The organism is Nitrospira sp. Nam74, from assembly GCF_965152615.1.
On record NZ_OZ224220.1, the window covers coordinates 4,801,445 to 4,816,779 of the forward strand.

A 15,335-nucleotide genomic window follows, 5' to 3' on the forward strand; every position below is an offset into this window, starting at 1 on the left:
CGGGGCTTTCAATCACACAAAAGCGTTCTAATTCGGCGAGACTGCAACAGCGAACCTTGCCCATAGTCTTCGAGACATCATCGTCACATTTACCGACATAATTTCTCAACACCAACCCTTTAGATACTGTCAACGATTCCTTCGATTCTTTCAGCGAGCAATGACTCCGCCACGATTGCACGTTTCGCCTCAACGCTGAAATCCATCACATCAACACAGGACTATAAGGCCACCCTGGAGATGCTAAATACTCGCATGTGTAAAAAGCTCGCACTCCCGGAAGAAGGACACGTTCATAGCGACACGCATCCTGATCTCCATACTGCCTTTCATCGGCTCGTGATCTTTATCGTGGTAAGCCGTCTGGATCAACGAGAGGGACAAAACGGACACGGCCAAGATCACTGCGAGTATAGCCATCAGCCGTGCGCCGATAGAGGACGAGATGCTGTTCGGCTCTGCCGACGGGAAGAAGCAATCGTCCCCCGCTGGCCAGTTGTTCCAGTAAGGCATGCGGAATGTCTAAAGAGGCGGCCGTGACGATAACAGCCTGGAATGGCCCTGCTTCAGGCCATCCACCGAAGCCATCCCCGACTCGCGTGTGCACATTGGTGTAGCCGAGTTCCGCGAGCGTGGCGGCCGCCTCCTCCGCCAGCGCCTCTACTATTTCAATCGTGAAGACTTGAGCCGCAATTTCCGCCAGAATGGCCGTCTGATAGCCCGACCCCGTGCCAATCTCCAGGACGTGATCCCCCGGCTTCAGCTCAAGCGCCTCGGTCATGAACGCCACGATGTACGGCTGCGAGACGGTCTGACCGTAGCCGATCGGCAGAGGTCGATCGGCATATGCCAACGGGAGGGATTCCTCGGGAACAAAGCGATGACGCGGCACCCGCCGCATGGCCTGGATGACAGCACGATCGCCGATACCTCGTTCGATGATCTGCTCTTTGACCATGTGGTCGCGTCTGAGGTCGAGTGGGAGATCGGTGAAGGACGGCGCGCTCGACTCGACCACCCAACACGCTCCACAGACCAGCTGAACGAGAAGGAGCAAGGTCGCGCGGCTCATGGTTGCAGGCGTACAGGAGCTGACCTTGAGGAGTCATCGTCTCGTCTAGTAAGCAGAATTGTAACATGATCCCCGGAAGGAGGCGGAGACCACCGTCTCATGAGACAATCTGGACTGTCTCGATAAGACCACGCCCTCTGCGCTATGCGCTTAAGCGGCTGACATCGCGGCACGATCACGGAGATCGCCTCAGGCATGCCCAATGAATGAAGGATAGGGCACTGCGCAATAGTCCGGAGAAACGGAGGCATCCCATGATGTGTTCGACATGTCAGAACAGCTTAGTAGCGACTGAAATCCGGGACCGTGATGGAATACCCTTTGTCCTCTGGGAGTGCCCGCGCGTCCACAGAATCCTGCCCCAGGTGACGGGCAAGCCAGGGGGACTGTGGAACAGCCTACGTCCTGCCTCGTTTATTCTCGTGCCGGCACTCATCGCCGTCGTAACGATGCTGTTTACTTAAGGGGCTGTTTGCATGGAGACCGGCAGCAGCGTACGGCTAGGCACCCCTCCGCATGAAGTCAAGCGTTGATGGGGAAAAGGCGAGTCATGCATGGAGTGAGATTATGTCCCTTCGTTCACGGATTTGCCTTCTGACAGTTTATGTAGGAGCGCCGTCATTTCATCCATCTTGCGAGCTCCATCCCCGAGTTCACGTTCCATTCGTTCAATGAGCTGCAGACAGACCTTGAGTGACTCGATTAGCTGCTCCTGACTCATCGTGGGCAGCTTCTGTTCGATTTCGTGCCAATCCATTCACCATACCTCCCTGTCATTTCCTGTCGTAAGGCCAGAACGCTCGTGTCGAGCTGTATCTTTTCCGGAAAGTCACAAGAATTCTAGCATGATCCCTCGGAGGGGGGCGCCGTTCTCTTCCAGCAATGCCTTCTGGTGAAAGGTGATAAGACGATTGTGGCTACTCTGGAGAAATGAGCGTAACGTGGACTATTCATCAACGCCTGCTGGACAACCGATACTTACTCAGGCAGGACTTTTCTCGTTCCGTCAGTCTAAACATCCTGTTTCATACCGCTCACTGGATGCAGAGCCGTCACGCGGACTGTGCGCCCCCGGTAGGGTACGGCTCGTCCTCGAATTTCAGCTCGAAACGTCAGGCCATTTTTCTTCCGGCACACGGCTTCGTACCGCATCTCGTCTCCCGACAGATTCATGCGGCGGGCGACGTCCCGAAATTCCGGCGGGTGAAACTCAGCGGGGGCCATGCCTATGACTTCCTGCCGCTCGTAGCCGAAGAGACTCAGAAATGCCTGATTGACGTCGAGAACATGACCATTCTCACTGAGCGCAATCGCCTCAAACGCCGCCTCCGTCAGGATACGAAAACGCGCCTCGCTCTCCTCCAGCGCACGAGTCAGCTGCCGCAGCTCGATCGCCCGCTTCAACCACGCCGAGAGGAACACACGGTCGAGTGGTTTTTGGAGAAAAGCATAGGCGCCGCTCTCCAGCGACTTAACCGCCAAGTCATGTTCGCCGTGCGCGGTCATCAGCAGGGTGGGAGTGCTCGGCCGCATCTGACGAATCTGTTGCATCAGCGCGAGGCCATCCATGCCGGGCATCTTAATATCCGTGACGATCGCATCATAGTCGACAACTTTAATCCGCTCCAACGCCATCTGACTGGACGGGGCCGTGTCAATTACCGAGTCCGGCAAACGAAGCTGAATCGCTTCGGGGAGGATGACCAGAAGGTCGGGATCGTCATCGACGATGAGAAGACGGCTGGGCATGTAAGGCCCCCTACGACACCATGAGACACTACCAAGGCATGATGTAGATGTAACGGTAAGAATACCTGTTGGAGGCCTATCATGTCACGTGGCTTAGGCTCATAAAAGATCTCTGTAAGGGCCTGGATGAATATGCGCGGTGGAAGGCAAGCCGCTGTTAAAGAAAAGGTGAGCCGCAACGTTCACATGAGACATCAGCGGGACTGCACCGGGTTTTCCCACGTCAACGTTCCAAGGATTAAATGACGCGGATGCGACGTGAGCGGATGCAACCTGAATGGATGACGAAGATTCATACCATCATCGCACACGTCCTCGACCCGGCTCTTGAGTCGCAAGGAAGTCTGCTGCTACTGTATCGGGTGGGAGCCCACACGGCAGGTTAGTGCCTGTTTCTTGGTAAGAGTCCGTTTTTCGCCCGTAGTGAGTACCGGTCCTTTTTCAATGACAGAATGAGGTATCTATGTCAGTGGCCTCGATAATGCTCCCACTCGGAACAGCCGCTCCTCAGTTCGCGTTGCAGGATGTCGTGAGCGGGCAGATCTATTCACTCGACTCGTTTACCGGAAAGCCCGCATTGCTGGTCATGTTCCTCTGCCGCCACTGTCCGTATGTTCAGCACATCGAGCACGAGATCGCCAAGATTGGACAAGACTACGTGGACACAGGGCTTGGCATCGTCGGGATCAGCAGCAACGATCCTGCCCACTATCCGGATGACGCGCCGGAGCGCCTCAAGGAAATGGCCCAACGCCTCGGATTTCGATTTCCCTTTTGCTTCGATGAGACCCAAGAAGTCGCGAAGGCGTACAAGGCCGCCTGCACGCCGGACTTCTATCTCTTTGACGCCGAGCGCCGGTTGATCTACCGCGGACAATTCGACGACAGCCGACCCGGCAGCAACAAGCCGGTCACCGGCCGCGATCTGCGCGCAGCGATCGATGCCGTGCTCGCCGGAAAGCCGGTCGACCGCAACCAGAGGCCCAGTATCGGCTGCAGCATCAAGTGGAAGCGCGGCAACGCCCCTGCGTGAGCCTTCAAGAAATGTAATATGTTTCGGTCTCAGCTTCCGGCGCGATGGAATCCGGTCATTCCTTTTCTTGGCATCATCCTCTGCCTGTGTCTCGCGTCCTTCGTGGCCTGTGACGCACCGAGGCAAACCGTATTCCTCACCGCAGAAGACTACCGGTTTGTGCCAGACTTCGTTCAGGTGAAAGCGTCATCTCCTCTCAGGCTCTCGGTCTACAACGCCGGCCGGGAAGTCCATGAGTTCGACAGCCCGATCCTGACGTACGCCGCCGAGACACCGCCATCTCGGGCGACCGATGAGCCTGCCGATTCCTCCCCCACCATTCTTCGCCCCGGGCAGTCCCTTCGGATTGTCCTTGCCCCTCCACCGGGGACCTATCTCTATTCCTGTCGCCGCAAAGGTCACGCAAACATGGCGGGCACACTGATCGTCGATTAGGCGGGCGCCGGCAAGGTGAAGGTTCTTGAGCGTGCCGTAAACTCGCCATTTCATTCCCGTCACCTTCTTCTGTGCCACAGCCGTGCTGCTTTACGAGAGACGATAAACCCTATAGGTTATATCCGCCTGTAGACCTTCACCTGACACGACACCATGTCTGACGCACCTACATTGAGGGCATCCACCTTCCGGTTCCTACCTCTCGGCGATGCAGCCGTCACGATCGAATTCGGAAACGAGATCAATCCGACGTTGAACGCGCACGTCATTGCATTTGCCGACACCGTGCGCGCACAAGCCTGGGAGGGCGTCTTAGACGTTGTCCCCACCTATCGCTCGGTGACGATTCATGTCGATCCCCTGTACTTGGACGTGAACACCTTGATGGACCGCCTGTGCCGGCTTTCCCACACGAACTCATGCCAGGCGACATCGTCCGGCCGGCGTCACACGATCCCGGTGTTGTACGGAGGCCCGTATGGCCCAGATCTACAAGACCTCGCGGCCTTTGCCAAAATGTCTGTCGCCGATGCCATCCGATTGCACGCTTCCGTCGAGTATAGGGTGTACATGCTCGGCTTTAGTCCTGGATTTCCCTATCTCGGTTCGGTGCCGGAGCCATTGGCCATGCCTCGCCTGGCGGCACCGCGCATCACGGTACCGGCCGGCTCAGTCGGGATTGCCGGAAGCCAAACGGGTATCTATCCGACGTCAACACCGGGCGGATGGCGCCTGATCGGATGCACCCCGGTCTCCCTCTATCGTCCGAACGACCCCCGACCGTTCCTCCTGAATCCCGGGGATCTGGTCCGGTTCGAGCCGATAGCCCCACAGGACTTCGATCGCATTCGAGGTGGACTGCATGATGACGCGGATTGATTTGAACAGCGACATGGGGGAAAGGGACACGCCTGAAGGGCGCGCCATCGACGCGGACATGATGCCGCTCATCACGTCGGTGAATATTGCGTGTGGGGGACACGCAGGGACACCGGACCTCATGCGCCGGACAGCACAACTCGCAGCGGAGTATGGCGTAGGCATCGGGGCGCACCCAGGATTCCGTGACCCCGCCCACTTTGGACGAACGGAACCGATCGTCTCCTCGCAGGAAATCAAAGTGCTCGTCATCACTCAGGTTGAAGCGCTGGCTAACGTGCTGGCACGCGAGGGCCTCACGATCAAGCATGTGAAACCCCACGGGGCGTTGTACAACATGGCCGCCAGAGATTCCTCAGTCGCCCAGGCCATCGTGAACGCGGTGCAAGCTATCGATCGCACGTTCCTCCTGTATGCCCTGGCAGCCTCGGAACTCACTAAAGCGGCGCGGGCGGGGGGTCTCACTGTCGTTGAGGAAGCGTTTGCAGATCGAGCCTACCGGGCGGATGGCAGGCTCGTGCCACGGTCAGAGTACGGCGCCGTGCTGCAGACAGAGGAGGACGTTCGACGGCAGGTTCGCCAACTCATGAGGGGTTATGTGATGAGCATCGATGGGGCCTCGTTGCCGGTCCGAGCCGACAGCGTGTGCCTTCACGCCGATACATTCGATGCCGTTCCTCTCGCATGGATGATCCGCCATGAATTCGAGTCGGCGGGCATTCGTGTCGCGGCGGTGCACAATGAACATGCGTGAGCCAGCCCATATTACAGTGGTCAAGCCGGGGTGGTTTACGACCGTGCAAGACCTGGGTCGATACGGTTATCAGCAGTATGGCGTTCCCGTCAGCGGCGCGATGGACCGATATTCATATATCGTCGCCAATCGACTGGTAGGCAATCGAGATCGGGACGCCGCGCTGGAAATTACCCTCAAAGGTCCGGAACTCCTGTTTGAACAGGATACGATCGTTGCCGTGACGGGAGCCGATCTCACGCCGTCCGTGAATGGCATCGGCATGCCGCTCTGGGCCAGCGTAGTGGTAAAGGCAGGCAGTCGACTCGCATTCGGAGCACGCCGTGCAGGGGCTCGCAGCTACCTGGCCATCGCCGGCGGCATCGATGTGCCTGTCGTATTGGGAAGCCGGTCAACCCATACATCCAGTCAGACCGGCGGAATGAAAGGCCGTGCGTTAACACAGGGTGACGTGTTGATAAGCGGAGCGAAGTCCTCGCACAGGAGCACGAGGATCGGGCGGTCTATTCCGGGGAGCTTGCGTCCCGCCTACTCGTCCCGCACCACTCTTCGCGTCCTGCCAGGCCCGCAACGCGCCTCCTTCTCGGAACAGACGCTCGAAGTGCTCACGACAAACGCTTACCGGCTCTCCAGCCAATCGGATCGTATGGGATACCGTTTAGAGGGGCCCAAGCTAACGCACGCGGGAACGGGGCAGTGCATTTCGGATGGAACAGCGATGGGCGCCTTGCAGGTCCTTCCGAATGAACAGCCGATCCTCCTGATGGCGGATCGACAAACTACAGGCGGGTATCCGAAGATCGCGGTCGTGATTTCAGCGGACCTCCACCTGGCCGGGCAATTGATGCCTGGCGACACGGTCGAATTCAGAACGACCACCCTCCCCGAGGCCCTGGCAGCCATAAAGGCGCAATCGCACGAGTTAAACCAGACGATCCCGGCGTACCGTCCGCTCTGTGCGGAAAATGGCTGAAGCCGCACCGACTTCAGGGCTCTTCATCTTCGGCATCCTCGATTGCCTGCTTGATCGACATGACGAACGCCTCCGGCTGCGCCAGAGCATTCTCCGTCAGCTGAAATTCTGAAACCAGCACCCCCGCCTTGTCGACAATGATCAAACGATAGCCTGGGTTCACTCAGCTAATACCCGCGCCCGGTGCTGCCTCCGCGTCCCATGCGATCCAGTGGAAGCGCCTCGTACCGTTGCTTTAGATCCGGATGCTCGTTGAGATAGCGCTTCACCGCCGCCTCGTCGGCGAAGACCTCCGGGCTGCGTTTCCGATACTCGTCAATGGTCAAATCATACTTCTCGAGAAGCTTGCCGAGTTTCGAGTTGATATCCGTTCCCATTTCGCGCATCTGTTCGGGCGACGGCCGCTGTCCTTCCTTGAACCGCTCGCCACCCGCAAAGTAGTTCGTCATCATCTCGCCGATATCAATGCGTGCGTTAACGAACCTTTCGACATCAGCCGGTTCTGCGGCAAGGCCGGGGCCCGCGAACAGGGCGAGACCTAAAGAGATTCCGATGATGTGACGTGTGAGATTCGTGACCATGATGTCCTTTCATTATGTAGAGTACAAAATGCGGTCTGTCGAACAGCGCCATCATACCATCCCGGCCGGACGTCGTGCACTTCTCGCCCGATCTACACGTCGCTCCTTTGCAATCAGAAGACCGAGGCCTCAACTCTGCGTCTGAAGAACGCTACCGAGAATTGAAAATGCTGACGGACACGTAGTGCCATCTGTACATGCAGGGACGTCAGAATCATGTTGACGGACGTGTCAGGCCTCATAGCCACCTACGCACCTGAGATGCGTAGGCCACGAACTGTTGCCCGAAGAGAGAATGAAGCGCTTTTTCCTCCGGTTCGATTTGGAAGCGATTCATGTAGAAGATGAATAGCGGAAGAAACAGCAAGGCCAGTGCGTTCGACAAGAACAGCGCCCATCCGAGCAAGACCAATAGAAACCCGAGATACATCGGGTTGCGTGTGAGCCGATAGATGCCGGACACGACCAATGAGGACGCTGACTCTGGTTTCAGAGGATTGACCGTCGTCCGCGCTTGCTTGAATGACGCAATCCCGAACCCGCTGATTATGAGGCCTGCAACGGCAACAGTCGCTGGCAGAAGCGCACGGGCGGGAAACTCGAACCCGAATGCCGGCATGGCCCATGAGGCGAGCCACATGAGCGAAGCCACGAGGAAAACGACTGCGACCGGAGGAATCTTCAACTCGAGCCCGTGCATCGGGTCCATTTCTACGGTCTAGGGTTCTCTCATTTCTCGCTTCAACCGGATTTTGTTCATTTCAGCTTGAACCCGCGCGTAACACTCACAGGCAATGGCTTCAAGGCCCTCTCGATTGATAACCCTGCCCACGCCGTTCTGATAGTCGATGAGATGGTCGTGTATGAATTGATCCAGTACGGCGCAGGCGCTTGCCTCCCGAATCGTCAGCATCTCGGCGACCAGTTCAGGCGGCAACGGAAACGAATCGGTGCGCGCACGATCCTGTTTTGTCAGAATCCACCGGGCAAAGCGCCGTGGAATCGTGTGTACCTTGTTGCATGCCGCAGATTGAAAGACTTCGAAGAGAAAAGCGTGGACATAATGATGGACAACGTGGCGCATCCCGGCCTGTGCCCTCATCATCGCCCAAAATTTCTGAGCGTCCATCTTTATGGCATGGCCGGGCGTCTCACATATGGCATGCGCAAAGGCTTCATCATCATCAAAAAACATGCGGATCCCTATCATGCCTTCATGGCCGACGACCGCCACCTCCACCTTTTCCCCATCCCTCATCACATTCATCAGTGAGACGATCGCCGTCGTTGGGAAGTACACCTCATGTATGATGTCTCCCGAATTGACCAGAACGCGACCCAGAGGAAGATCGAGATCGACTAAATACGGCGCGACGCGCTCGAACTCCTCAGGCGGAAGGGCGGCCAGGAGTTGGTTGGACAGACCCTCGGCAATCAAGATGACCTCTCGCGTAAAGATGCTATTTCTACGCGGATGATCCAACAACGGATGCCAGTGGTTCGGTCATTTCGTATCCTCATTGCGCTGTCAGGTAGTGATCTGTTGTGGGACGTCCGCACAGGGACAGGGCGCAGGAAACCGAGGTCTTACACTTCTTAAAGCGTTGGCGACAAATCAACGTCAGTATTCGAACTTCACCCTGACAGGCCGATGGTCATTCGGCCGATCCTCGCGATGTTTACCCATTCCGAACCTGACCGTTATATTCCGCGTGATGGACCTTCCCGAGTTCGGCACTCTCCGCAAGGCCGTTGTCCGAATCGGTTCTCGAGAAAGGAGGGCATGGTCCAAGAGCATTCGTATTCTTTTCAAAGATGGCGGTATATCGCTGACCACCTGATACCAGTCGTCCATCCATTCGATATTAAACGTCGCCACTTTGATCGTCGGCGTTGAGATTGCCTTATTGATGGGTTGTATGGTCAAGACCTTTGGTTGGCGCATCCCTTATCGAACGTCTTCACGAACAGGGGCGGGTGTGACAGATGACGAAGTCGTCATCTTTGGGGACTGATACAAGAGACAAGACCGGCCTCCCATTGTGAGTTGGGAGCAAGAACAACAGCACTGGGGAGCCGGCAGCAGACGGATCTCTAGATTTGGGCGAAGATCGCCGTCTCGGTAGATGATGCGCAGCGAGCGAGAAACTTCGACGCCTCCTCCTCAATCGTCTGGGAGAAGGGAGTATTCAGCCTCTGTGCCCCAAACCGGTGAGACATCGAGAGGTACGGTGTAAGTTCCGATAGCCGTCAACTCTTCCGACTCGTCTTGGCACTCACACTACTGATCAACTGCTCCATTCGCTGACTCTGGCACGACGGACAGGTCACCCCGCTCTCGTGATCCCTCAGCGTCAGGCTCAGCACGGATTCCTTGCCACAGTCGAGGCATTTGTATTCGTACATCGGCATGCGGATCCCCTCCTCACTCTCGTGATGACGTATACAGTCAGTGCCGAATCACCATGAAGAATAGTCGCGTGGAACCATGGGGGCAAGAGGGAACAAATCACTACGCAATCACGCCTTGTGAGTCGCGATAAATTCCTGATGTCCGGGTTCCTAATTGACAGCAGAACGGCCGTGCTCTACGTTATGCGCCAGTAGAAACCCGATCACCACATGAGGAGAACCTATGCAACATCTCGCGCCTACTTTCAGGATCAGTTTGGCTTGGCTGTGTGCCGCGGTGATCTTCACCGCCGTGTTTTCTCTTGCCGGTGTCGCATCGAGTGCCGGCACTGAATACATGCCGATTTGCAACCTTCCTAAGTGCCTCAACCCGCAAGTCACCTCCAAATCCGGAATCGGAACCGCTAACGCCATGGTGGAAGCGAAAATCGCGCCCGAGGACGCCGAGAAGTGGTGCGCAACGTACAAGCCCCGAGACAAGTATTGCGCGAAAGAGCAAGTCAAAAGCGGCTGGGTCGGATTTAGAAGTCTGTATCGTGCCAGCGCAGACTGCGTGGCAGGTCGCATGACCGCGATTGATGGTGGCACTTATACCTATGCCGGAGTCTGGGAAGACGGCGCCGGAAAGGGCCGGCCACGGTTCGCCACAAACCGGGTCGTCGCGCAAAAATGGGATGAGCCCGGAGTGTCAGTGGATGGCAGTGGGACCATCACCGGATGGGGTGGCGGCAGTCCCAACCTCGCCGCTCAGTGGGAAGTGCTGTGCGCCGGCGCGCCGGCACCAGCGGTGAAGTGAGCGTAGGCGGTCTGCTCCCAATTGTTGCATGCCATAGAAAAGCCCTGAGGAATCGTACACCCTCAGGGCTCTTCGTCTTCTAACTTCCCGATGAGTTGTCTTCTTCGACGTCTTGAAATGGCCTCATAGCGAGATGAAAGAGCGCCATCTCGTGATTCATGGCTGTTTCATCGAAGAGATCAGCGGCCGCTCAACGGCAAGCCGCAATAAAGTACCTTGCAGAAAGTCTCGACTCTTTGTTTCCCTTCTACTTTCGCTCACAAGGCCTTCCACTGAATGTGCCGGAAGAGCACATGACCGGTGTGCGTCTGGAGGCCGATGAACCGCGGTTGCGCCGGCGTTGAGGGCAGACCGCGTTGCGGCGATTGAGGATCCCCCGTGAAGTTGAAGCGATTGATGACCTGCCCGTTCAGGGCAACGGTAAACTTTGCCCCGTTGACGGTGATCTCGTAGTCGTTCCATTCGCCGAGTGCTCGGACCGTCACTGGTCCATCGCTTGGTCCTTTAAAAGAGTAGATGGCGCCCGTGCGGTGGACGGGCGCGTTATCGGGACGGCCCAGTTCGTCGATCTGAATCTCGAAGCCGAAGTTGACACCCACATAGGCAGTGTTGTCGTAGCCCTGAGCCTCTGGATCGGGAAAGCCAATGTATACGCCTGAATTGTCATCCTGCGCTGTCATCATCCACTGTAACCGCAGGACAAATCGCGGTGGAGTCGGCCGGGACAACCACAGAAGGCCGAGGTCCGTCCCGGGAAGCGACTCAAAGGCGCCCCGCCGGACGCGGAACGTGCCGGGGTTATCACGCCCCGGTTGGTTGCGAATGGTCGACATTCTCCAGTTGCCCAGCGTCTGACCGTCGAAAAGCGCTTCAAAGCCGGCATCGGCTACGAACGCGGGCGGACTCATGATGTGGTCCCCCGTGCGTCGCGCCAACGCAATGCCGGTAAGCATCGGATTCGGCGAGCCAATGCTCGGGAACAAACATGGGCCGGCGGCGTACAGGTTTTCGGTGTAATGGAGCCGGCCCATAGGATCAGTCACGCTTCTGGTCGCGTCGGTGCCCATCCATAACGTACCCGTTTCATGGTGTGTGGTCCCTAACCCATCGCGATTCTTCTGTATTTCTTGGATTGGTTGCCCATCGGCGAAGATCGCGGCCACCTTCGCCATCGTGGCATCCATCACATCCCAAAGATCATTGTCCCCCTGCTGGGCTGTAATCGTGACCAAGGCACGGCGCACGTCATATTCATCCCTTTGCAGGTCGAGTTCCACGCGGCTGGGATGCGTCCCCGGATCGTTGAAATCTGCGGCAGCCATTTGGCCAATCCCCCGGATTGCGATGGCCACGTGCGTATCGGTCGACGTTCGGAGTTGGTCGAAAAAGTCCACGTCCGGGATTTTCCGAAAGAGTTCATCCTCGGCCCCAGCCGTGTTGCCCCCGCCTGTCGCCGAAATCTGAAGATGAAAATGGCCAAGAACATCGCCGTTCGGTTTCTTGGCACGACACTTCAGGAATAAGGCCGACGCCTGTAGCTCGTTCGTAATCGCTGACAAGTTTTTAATCGCCGCGCGTGGGACACGGATGACCAAATTCGACCGGAGATGGGCAAGCAAGTTCTTTCCGATCAGCGGAAGGGTTGGAATGCTCGTGCCGTCGAACGAGACAAGTGCCAGCCGGGCACTCTCGATCGTACCAAGGGCCACCACCGCGGCTCCGCCGGGGGCCAGCTCAATGAAGCCGTTGCTCGTGTCGACACCGGTCACGAGCCATGTGCCTGATGAAGTCTGAGTTTTTCGCACCGACAAGACGTGAGTGTTTGGGAGGACCATGAATTCTTTGTTCGCATCGTCACCGTTCGAGTCGGAGGCCGCCGTACGGGCGGCCTTCATCAGGAGCGGGATGGTGCTGAATTTATTCATCGGGAAAAAGCCCGCATGAGGAGGCCGGGCCTGTACCGCCAGGGGCGCTTCCAGCTTCAATAGGTTTCGGAGATCATCCGGCGTGAGGCCAGCCGTTGAATCCAAGCCGAGGAGCTGCGCCGGATCAGCGCCGGGTCTCAGCAACGGGGACGGCGGTAGCTGGCTTAACGGGATCGCAGCCCCTGCCGTCCCAATTTGCCGAAAGAGTTGCGCACGCAAGGCATTGTGCAGCTCGCCGAAGATGAAGTCATTGGTATCATCGACCCCGATCTGCCGAGAACTTTCGTCGAAGTAGCGTGCGTCCAAGTCGGTCACCGTGCTCGCAGGCCAGGTCGTAAGCTCCTCGGGAAGAAGTCGCGGGGACCATCCGCCCCAATATACCGAACGCCCACCAATGGCGTAGGCCAACCCCTTGAACGCAGTGGATGACTTCCACGGAATACCCCACACCTCATTGCGCGGGGGTTCAGGCTGCGGCGCGTTTTCATTGAGGAAGAACGGATTCGGCGGGTCCGTGAACCCTTGGATCCCTGTGTTCTGCACATGTTCGGGAACAGTGAATGGGCCCGCTTCAATCACGAGCGTGCGTAGTCCACCGCCTGTCTGTTTTTGACGAAACCAGAGGTGTTCGGCAATCGCCGCGCCAAAAGTGCCGCCGCCGATGACGATGAAGTCAAAGGGACGCCCGCCACCTCCCTTCCATGCATTGATCTCGCTGATGTCGTTACAGAGATAGCGCCCTTGAATGTCTTTCGTGAAGGAAGTGGTCTCCGTTGTCTTTGCCATGTGCCCCTCCAGTGTTGTCCTAGACAGCTATGGGAAATGGAAAAAGACTTGCCGATATAACAAGACCTCAAGAGGAAAGACGCGCGTTGGTAAGATGATCGTGGCCGTTCTAGCATGCCCGCCAAGGTCAAAATGTAAGCATCTTGAAATGGTTGGTTTTTAAATCGGCTCTAGTATCGATACGTACCATTGCGTCGCGTACTTCGGTGTTCTCACAGAACTACTCGTCGCGACGTTCATATTGTGTGGTGAACAGATCCTACACAATGCTGACCGGCTACACCTAGAAAGAAGGAGGCGTCAAGCGGTATGTGGATAGCCAGTGATGCAACGGTCTCGCCTCGCAGCGCCTCATTCCTCAGCTGATGTTGGCGTGGGACCCGGCGTTGTTCGTCGTCATGGCGATCGCCGCTGCGGGTCCGAGGATCTGGTGGGGGCCAATATCCTGCCCGTCCTGTTCGTCAGCGTCCTCGTGACCACGCATCGGAGAGTTCCGCTGTCGAACGCCTCGTATGTCCTGATTACGGTATGGCTCACGCTCCATACCGTGGCGGTTCATTACACGTACCCAAAGGTCCCGTTTGGCATCTGGCTGGACCAGTGGTTCGATTTTCACCGCAATCACTTCGACCGGATCGTCCATTTCAGTTTCGGATCTTTCCTGACACTCCCGCTCGTCGAAGTGTTCCGCCGCCGATGCAACGCGAAGGGTGTTTGTCGGATGGGTTGCTGGAACTAATTGATCGGCGTCGAATGGAGCGCTTGGGATCGACGGACTTGGGGTTCAGTGGCCTGTTAAGTGGCGTATTGCCACACAGAGCAAGCCCAGAGCGGCTGAGGTCGGCTTCGCGACTAAATACGACTCCCCGAACCCTTTTCGCCTGCTTAATGTTCTTACGGCTTCAGAACCGAGACCGCGAAGGCTTCAGTGATCTTCGCGACCACTTTGTCACCCCGCTTAAGCTTGTCCAGACTTTTCACCTGCTCGTCCACTCTTATCGTCAGGGCATCGCCCTCTGGTCCACGTAACTTCACCGTCCGATGATCGTAATCGATCGCCTCGACAGTGGCGGCTACTTCCGCAGTCTTCATCTCAAACCGCCCCGGCTTTTCCCTGGGCGGAACCGCTTCGGCGACCTCCACCTGGTTTTTTATCCGACCCTGGTCGAGTTTCCGCATCCCCAACGCGACGGACTCGTAATACTCAGTCACGACTTCATCGCCTTTTTGTATCTGGTCAAAATACACGACGTCATCATGGACCTTCATGGTAATTGTGTTTCCCTGGGGTCCCTTCAGTGTGACCATGCGCGTGTCGTAATCAATCGCCTCGACCGTCCCCCTCATCTTGACGGAATCAGAGAGCACGATCGGCATACCCTCCTTCTGGTCCGCTTGCTTTCCGTTTGCTCCCGCGAGCGCAAGTGGCACGCCCACCAGAAGGGCGACCGTCAGGATAAGGACTGGCCGATGAATGTACATGTCACACCTCCCCCTCTGCTCGCGAAGGTGGGCTGCGTTGGCCCGTGGTCGTGCGGGTCTGATGGCCATCAACTCTTCCGGCTTCTCTTCGCCATCACACTGCTGATCCTGCACCATTCGCTGACTGCTGCACGATGGACAGGTCACAGCGCTCTCGTGATCCCACAGAGTCAGCTTCAGCACCGATTCCTTGCCGGAGTCGAGGCATTTATATTCGTACACGGCACGGCGATCACCTCTCCACCCATGCGGAGGAAGTACGCAACCATTGCCGGCAATCACTCTAGTACGAATGTTAGTTGCGGGTGTCGAAGGGGGCAAGAGCGAAGGAATCACTACGCAATGAGTTTAGTGAGATGGTCGCTGACAAGAGGGTGATGAGCAACGAAGGCCGCATATAGCGAGACGGGGAGCTTGCAAAACGTTCCTGCCTCGGCCATGTGTCTTCCTCAAAGCCA

19 protein-coding genes are annotated in these 15,335 nt (G+C 57.1%); 9 read left to right on the forward strand and 10 right to left on the reverse strand.

Going from position 1 to position 15,335, the window contains the following annotated elements; translation table 11 throughout:
• Nucleotides 1–346: 346 nt before the first annotated feature.
• Nucleotides 347–1,072: a protein-L-isoaspartate(D-aspartate) O-methyltransferase gene (locus ACWHYZ_RS22645; RefSeq protein ID WP_447984929.1), complete on the reverse strand. Its 726-nt coding sequence runs from the start codon at nucleotides 1,070–1,072 to the stop codon at nucleotides 347–349.
• A 254-nt stretch (nucleotides 1,073–1,326) separates the two neighbouring features.
• Here ACWHYZ_RS22645 and ACWHYZ_RS22650 point away from each other — a divergent pair, with 254 nt between their 5' ends.
• Entirely contained in the window at nucleotides 1,327–1,536 is a 210-nt protein-coding gene (locus ACWHYZ_RS22650; RefSeq protein ID WP_447984930.1) for a hypothetical protein, read from the forward strand.
• A gap of 101 nt (nucleotides 1,537–1,637) precedes the next feature.
• Here the strand turns inward: ACWHYZ_RS22650 and ACWHYZ_RS22655 are convergent, their stop codons facing one another.
• Nucleotides 1,638–1,829: a hypothetical protein gene (locus ACWHYZ_RS22655; RefSeq protein ID WP_447984931.1), complete on the reverse strand. Its 192-nt coding sequence runs from the start codon at nucleotides 1,827–1,829 to the stop codon at nucleotides 1,638–1,640.
• A 254-nt stretch (nucleotides 1,830–2,083) separates the two neighbouring features.
• Complete coding sequence (locus ACWHYZ_RS22660; RefSeq protein WP_447984932.1) at nucleotides 2,084–2,821, reverse strand: response regulator; 738 nt, start codon at nucleotides 2,819–2,821, stop codon at nucleotides 2,084–2,086.
• Nucleotides 2,822–3,063: 242 nt separating this feature from the next.
• On the opposite strand from ACWHYZ_RS22660, the gene ACWHYZ_RS22665 reads away from it, so the two are divergent.
• The 6 genes from ACWHYZ_RS22665 to ACWHYZ_RS22690 all read left to right on the forward strand — a co-directional run bounded on the left by ACWHYZ_RS22665 (nucleotide 3,064) and on the right by ACWHYZ_RS22690 (nucleotide 6,895).
• Nucleotides 3,064–3,207, forward strand: coding sequence for a hypothetical protein (locus ACWHYZ_RS22665; protein ID WP_447984933.1), 144 nt, complete (start codon nucleotides 3,064–3,066; stop codon nucleotides 3,205–3,207).
• A gap of 77 nt (nucleotides 3,208–3,284) precedes the next feature.
• On the forward strand, nucleotides 3,285–3,854 hold the full coding sequence (locus tag ACWHYZ_RS22670) for a thioredoxin family protein (protein WP_447984934.1): 570 nt from the start codon (nucleotides 3,285–3,287) through the stop codon (nucleotides 3,852–3,854).
• Nucleotides 3,855–3,872: 18 nt separating this feature from the next.
• Nucleotides 3,873–4,289: a cupredoxin domain-containing protein gene (locus tag ACWHYZ_RS22675; protein WP_447984935.1), complete on the forward strand. Its 417-nt coding sequence runs from the start codon at nucleotides 3,873–3,875 to the stop codon at nucleotides 4,287–4,289.
• A gap of 153 nt (nucleotides 4,290–4,442) precedes the next feature.
• Nucleotides 4,443–5,168, forward strand: a complete 726-nt coding sequence (pxpB, locus tag ACWHYZ_RS22680) for a 5-oxoprolinase subunit PxpB (RefSeq protein ID WP_447984936.1) — start codon at nucleotides 4,443–4,445, stop codon at nucleotides 5,166–5,168.
• The gene (locus ACWHYZ_RS22685; protein WP_447984937.1) at nucleotides 5,152–5,922 is read left to right on the forward strand and encodes a 5-oxoprolinase subunit PxpA; all 771 of its coding nucleotides are present in this window, start codon (nucleotides 5,152–5,154) and stop codon (nucleotides 5,920–5,922) included. The genes pxpB and ACWHYZ_RS22685 overlap by 17 nt, the downstream gene beginning before the upstream one ends.
• Nucleotides 5,909–6,895 (forward strand): 5-oxoprolinase subunit C family protein, encoded by a 987-nt coding sequence (locus ACWHYZ_RS22690; protein ID WP_447984938.1) that lies wholly within the window; start codon nucleotides 5,909–5,911, stop codon nucleotides 6,893–6,895. Before ACWHYZ_RS22685 ends, ACWHYZ_RS22690 begins: the two co-directional genes overlap by 14 nt.
• A 13-nt stretch (nucleotides 6,896–6,908) precedes the next feature.
• Here the strand turns inward: ACWHYZ_RS22690 and ACWHYZ_RS22695 are convergent, their stop codons facing one another.
• The 5 genes from ACWHYZ_RS22695 to ACWHYZ_RS22715 all read right to left on the reverse strand — a co-directional run bounded on the left by ACWHYZ_RS22695 (nucleotide 6,909) and on the right by ACWHYZ_RS22715 (nucleotide 9,888).
• Nucleotides 6,909–7,040, reverse strand: a complete 132-nt coding sequence (locus tag ACWHYZ_RS22695; RefSeq protein WP_447984939.1) for a hypothetical protein — start codon at nucleotides 7,038–7,040, stop codon at nucleotides 6,909–6,911.
• Between the two features lie 22 nt (nucleotides 7,041–7,062).
• Nucleotides 7,063–7,476: a hypothetical protein gene (locus ACWHYZ_RS22700; protein ID WP_447984940.1), complete on the reverse strand. Its 414-nt coding sequence runs from the start codon at nucleotides 7,474–7,476 to the stop codon at nucleotides 7,063–7,065.
• A 238-nt stretch (nucleotides 7,477–7,714) separates the two neighbouring features.
• Nucleotides 7,715–8,185, reverse strand: a complete 471-nt coding sequence (locus ACWHYZ_RS22705) for a methyltransferase family protein (RefSeq protein WP_447984941.1) — start codon at nucleotides 8,183–8,185, stop codon at nucleotides 7,715–7,717.
• Nucleotides 8,186–8,194: 9 nt separating this feature from the next.
• Nucleotides 8,195–8,914 carry a Crp/Fnr family transcriptional regulator gene (locus ACWHYZ_RS22710; protein WP_447984942.1) on the reverse strand — a complete coding sequence of 240 codons (720 nt, stop codon included), beginning with the start codon at nucleotides 8,912–8,914 and terminating at the stop codon, nucleotides 8,195–8,197.
• Between the two features lie 812 nt (nucleotides 8,915–9,726).
• The gene (locus ACWHYZ_RS22715) at nucleotides 9,727–9,888 is read right to left on the reverse strand and encodes an FmdB family zinc ribbon protein (RefSeq protein ID WP_447984943.1); all 162 of its coding nucleotides are present in this window, start codon (nucleotides 9,886–9,888) and stop codon (nucleotides 9,727–9,729) included.
• Nucleotides 9,889–10,111: 223 nt separating this feature from the next.
• On the opposite strand from ACWHYZ_RS22715, the gene ACWHYZ_RS22720 reads away from it, so the two are divergent.
• Nucleotides 10,112–10,684 (forward strand): hypothetical protein, encoded by a 573-nt coding sequence (locus tag ACWHYZ_RS22720; protein WP_447984944.1) that lies wholly within the window; start codon nucleotides 10,112–10,114, stop codon nucleotides 10,682–10,684.
• A gap of 257 nt (nucleotides 10,685–10,941) precedes the next feature.
• Here ACWHYZ_RS22720 and ACWHYZ_RS22725 read toward each other — a convergent pair whose 3' ends face one another.
• Nucleotides 10,942–13,395: a family 16 glycoside hydrolase gene (locus ACWHYZ_RS22725; protein WP_447984945.1), complete on the reverse strand. Its 2,454-nt coding sequence runs from the start codon at nucleotides 13,393–13,395 to the stop codon at nucleotides 10,942–10,944.
• A 325-nt stretch (nucleotides 13,396–13,720) separates the two neighbouring features.
• Between ACWHYZ_RS22725 and ACWHYZ_RS22730 the strand changes: the two genes are divergently transcribed.
• Entirely contained in the window at nucleotides 13,721–14,134 is a 414-nt protein-coding gene (locus ACWHYZ_RS22730; RefSeq protein WP_447984946.1) for a DUF2238 domain-containing protein, read from the forward strand.
• A gap of 155 nt (nucleotides 14,135–14,289) precedes the next feature.
• Here the strand turns inward: ACWHYZ_RS22730 and ACWHYZ_RS22735 are convergent, their stop codons facing one another.
• Complete coding sequence (locus tag ACWHYZ_RS22735; RefSeq protein WP_447984947.1) at nucleotides 14,290–14,877, reverse strand: hypothetical protein; 588 nt, start codon at nucleotides 14,875–14,877, stop codon at nucleotides 14,290–14,292.
• Between the last annotated feature and the right edge of the window lie 458 nt (nucleotides 14,878–15,335).

Excerpts from the sequence above, each read along its gene's own strand:
- ACWHYZ_RS22690 (WP_447984938.1), top strand. The coding sequence starts at position 5,909 with ATGAACATGCGTGAGCCAGCCCATATTACAGTGGTCAAGCCGGGGTGG.
- ACWHYZ_RS22685 (WP_447984937.1), top strand. The coding sequence starts at position 5,152 with ATGATGACGCGGATTGATTTGAACAGCGACATGGGGGAAAGGGACACG.
- ACWHYZ_RS22725 (WP_447984945.1), bottom strand. The coding sequence starts at position 13,395 with ATGGCAAAGACAACGGAGACCACTTCCTTCACGAAAGACATTCAAGGG.
- ACWHYZ_RS22665 (WP_447984933.1), top strand. The coding sequence starts at position 3,064 with ATGACGCGGATGCGACGTGAGCGGATGCAACCTGAATGGATGACGAAG.
- ACWHYZ_RS22700 (WP_447984940.1), bottom strand. The coding sequence starts at position 7,476 with ATGGTCACGAATCTCACACGTCACATCATCGGAATCTCTTTAGGTCTC.
- ACWHYZ_RS22730 (WP_447984946.1), top strand. The coding sequence starts at position 13,721 with ATGCAACGGTCTCGCCTCGCAGCGCCTCATTCCTCAGCTGATGTTGGC.
- ACWHYZ_RS22655 (WP_447984931.1), bottom strand. The coding sequence starts at position 1,829 with ATGGATTGGCACGAAATCGAACAGAAGCTGCCCACGATGAGTCAGGAG.
- ACWHYZ_RS22715 (WP_447984943.1), bottom strand. The coding sequence starts at position 9,888 with ATGCCGATGTACGAATACAAATGCCTCGACTGTGGCAAGGAATCCGTG.
- ACWHYZ_RS22675 (WP_447984935.1), top strand. The coding sequence starts at position 3,873 with ATGTTTCGGTCTCAGCTTCCGGCGCGATGGAATCCGGTCATTCCTTTT.
- ACWHYZ_RS22650 (WP_447984930.1), top strand. The coding sequence starts at position 1,327 with ATGATGTGTTCGACATGTCAGAACAGCTTAGTAGCGACTGAAATCCGG.
- ACWHYZ_RS22705 (WP_447984941.1), bottom strand. The coding sequence starts at position 8,185 with ATGGACCCGATGCACGGGCTCGAGTTGAAGATTCCTCCGGTCGCAGTC.
- ACWHYZ_RS22735 (WP_447984947.1), bottom strand. The coding sequence starts at position 14,877 with ATGTACATTCATCGGCCAGTCCTTATCCTGACGGTCGCCCTTCTGGTG.
- ACWHYZ_RS22660 (WP_447984932.1), bottom strand. The coding sequence starts at position 2,821 with ATGCCCAGCCGTCTTCTCATCGTCGATGACGATCCCGACCTTCTGGTC.
- ACWHYZ_RS22720 (WP_447984944.1), top strand. The coding sequence starts at position 10,112 with ATGCAACATCTCGCGCCTACTTTCAGGATCAGTTTGGCTTGGCTGTGT.
- ACWHYZ_RS22670 (WP_447984934.1), top strand. The coding sequence starts at position 3,285 with ATGTCAGTGGCCTCGATAATGCTCCCACTCGGAACAGCCGCTCCTCAG.
- ACWHYZ_RS22645 (WP_447984929.1), bottom strand. The coding sequence starts at position 1,072 with ATGAGCCGCGCGACCTTGCTCCTTCTCGTTCAGCTGGTCTGTGGAGCG.
- pxpB (WP_447984936.1), top strand. The coding sequence starts at position 4,443 with ATGTCTGACGCACCTACATTGAGGGCATCCACCTTCCGGTTCCTACCT.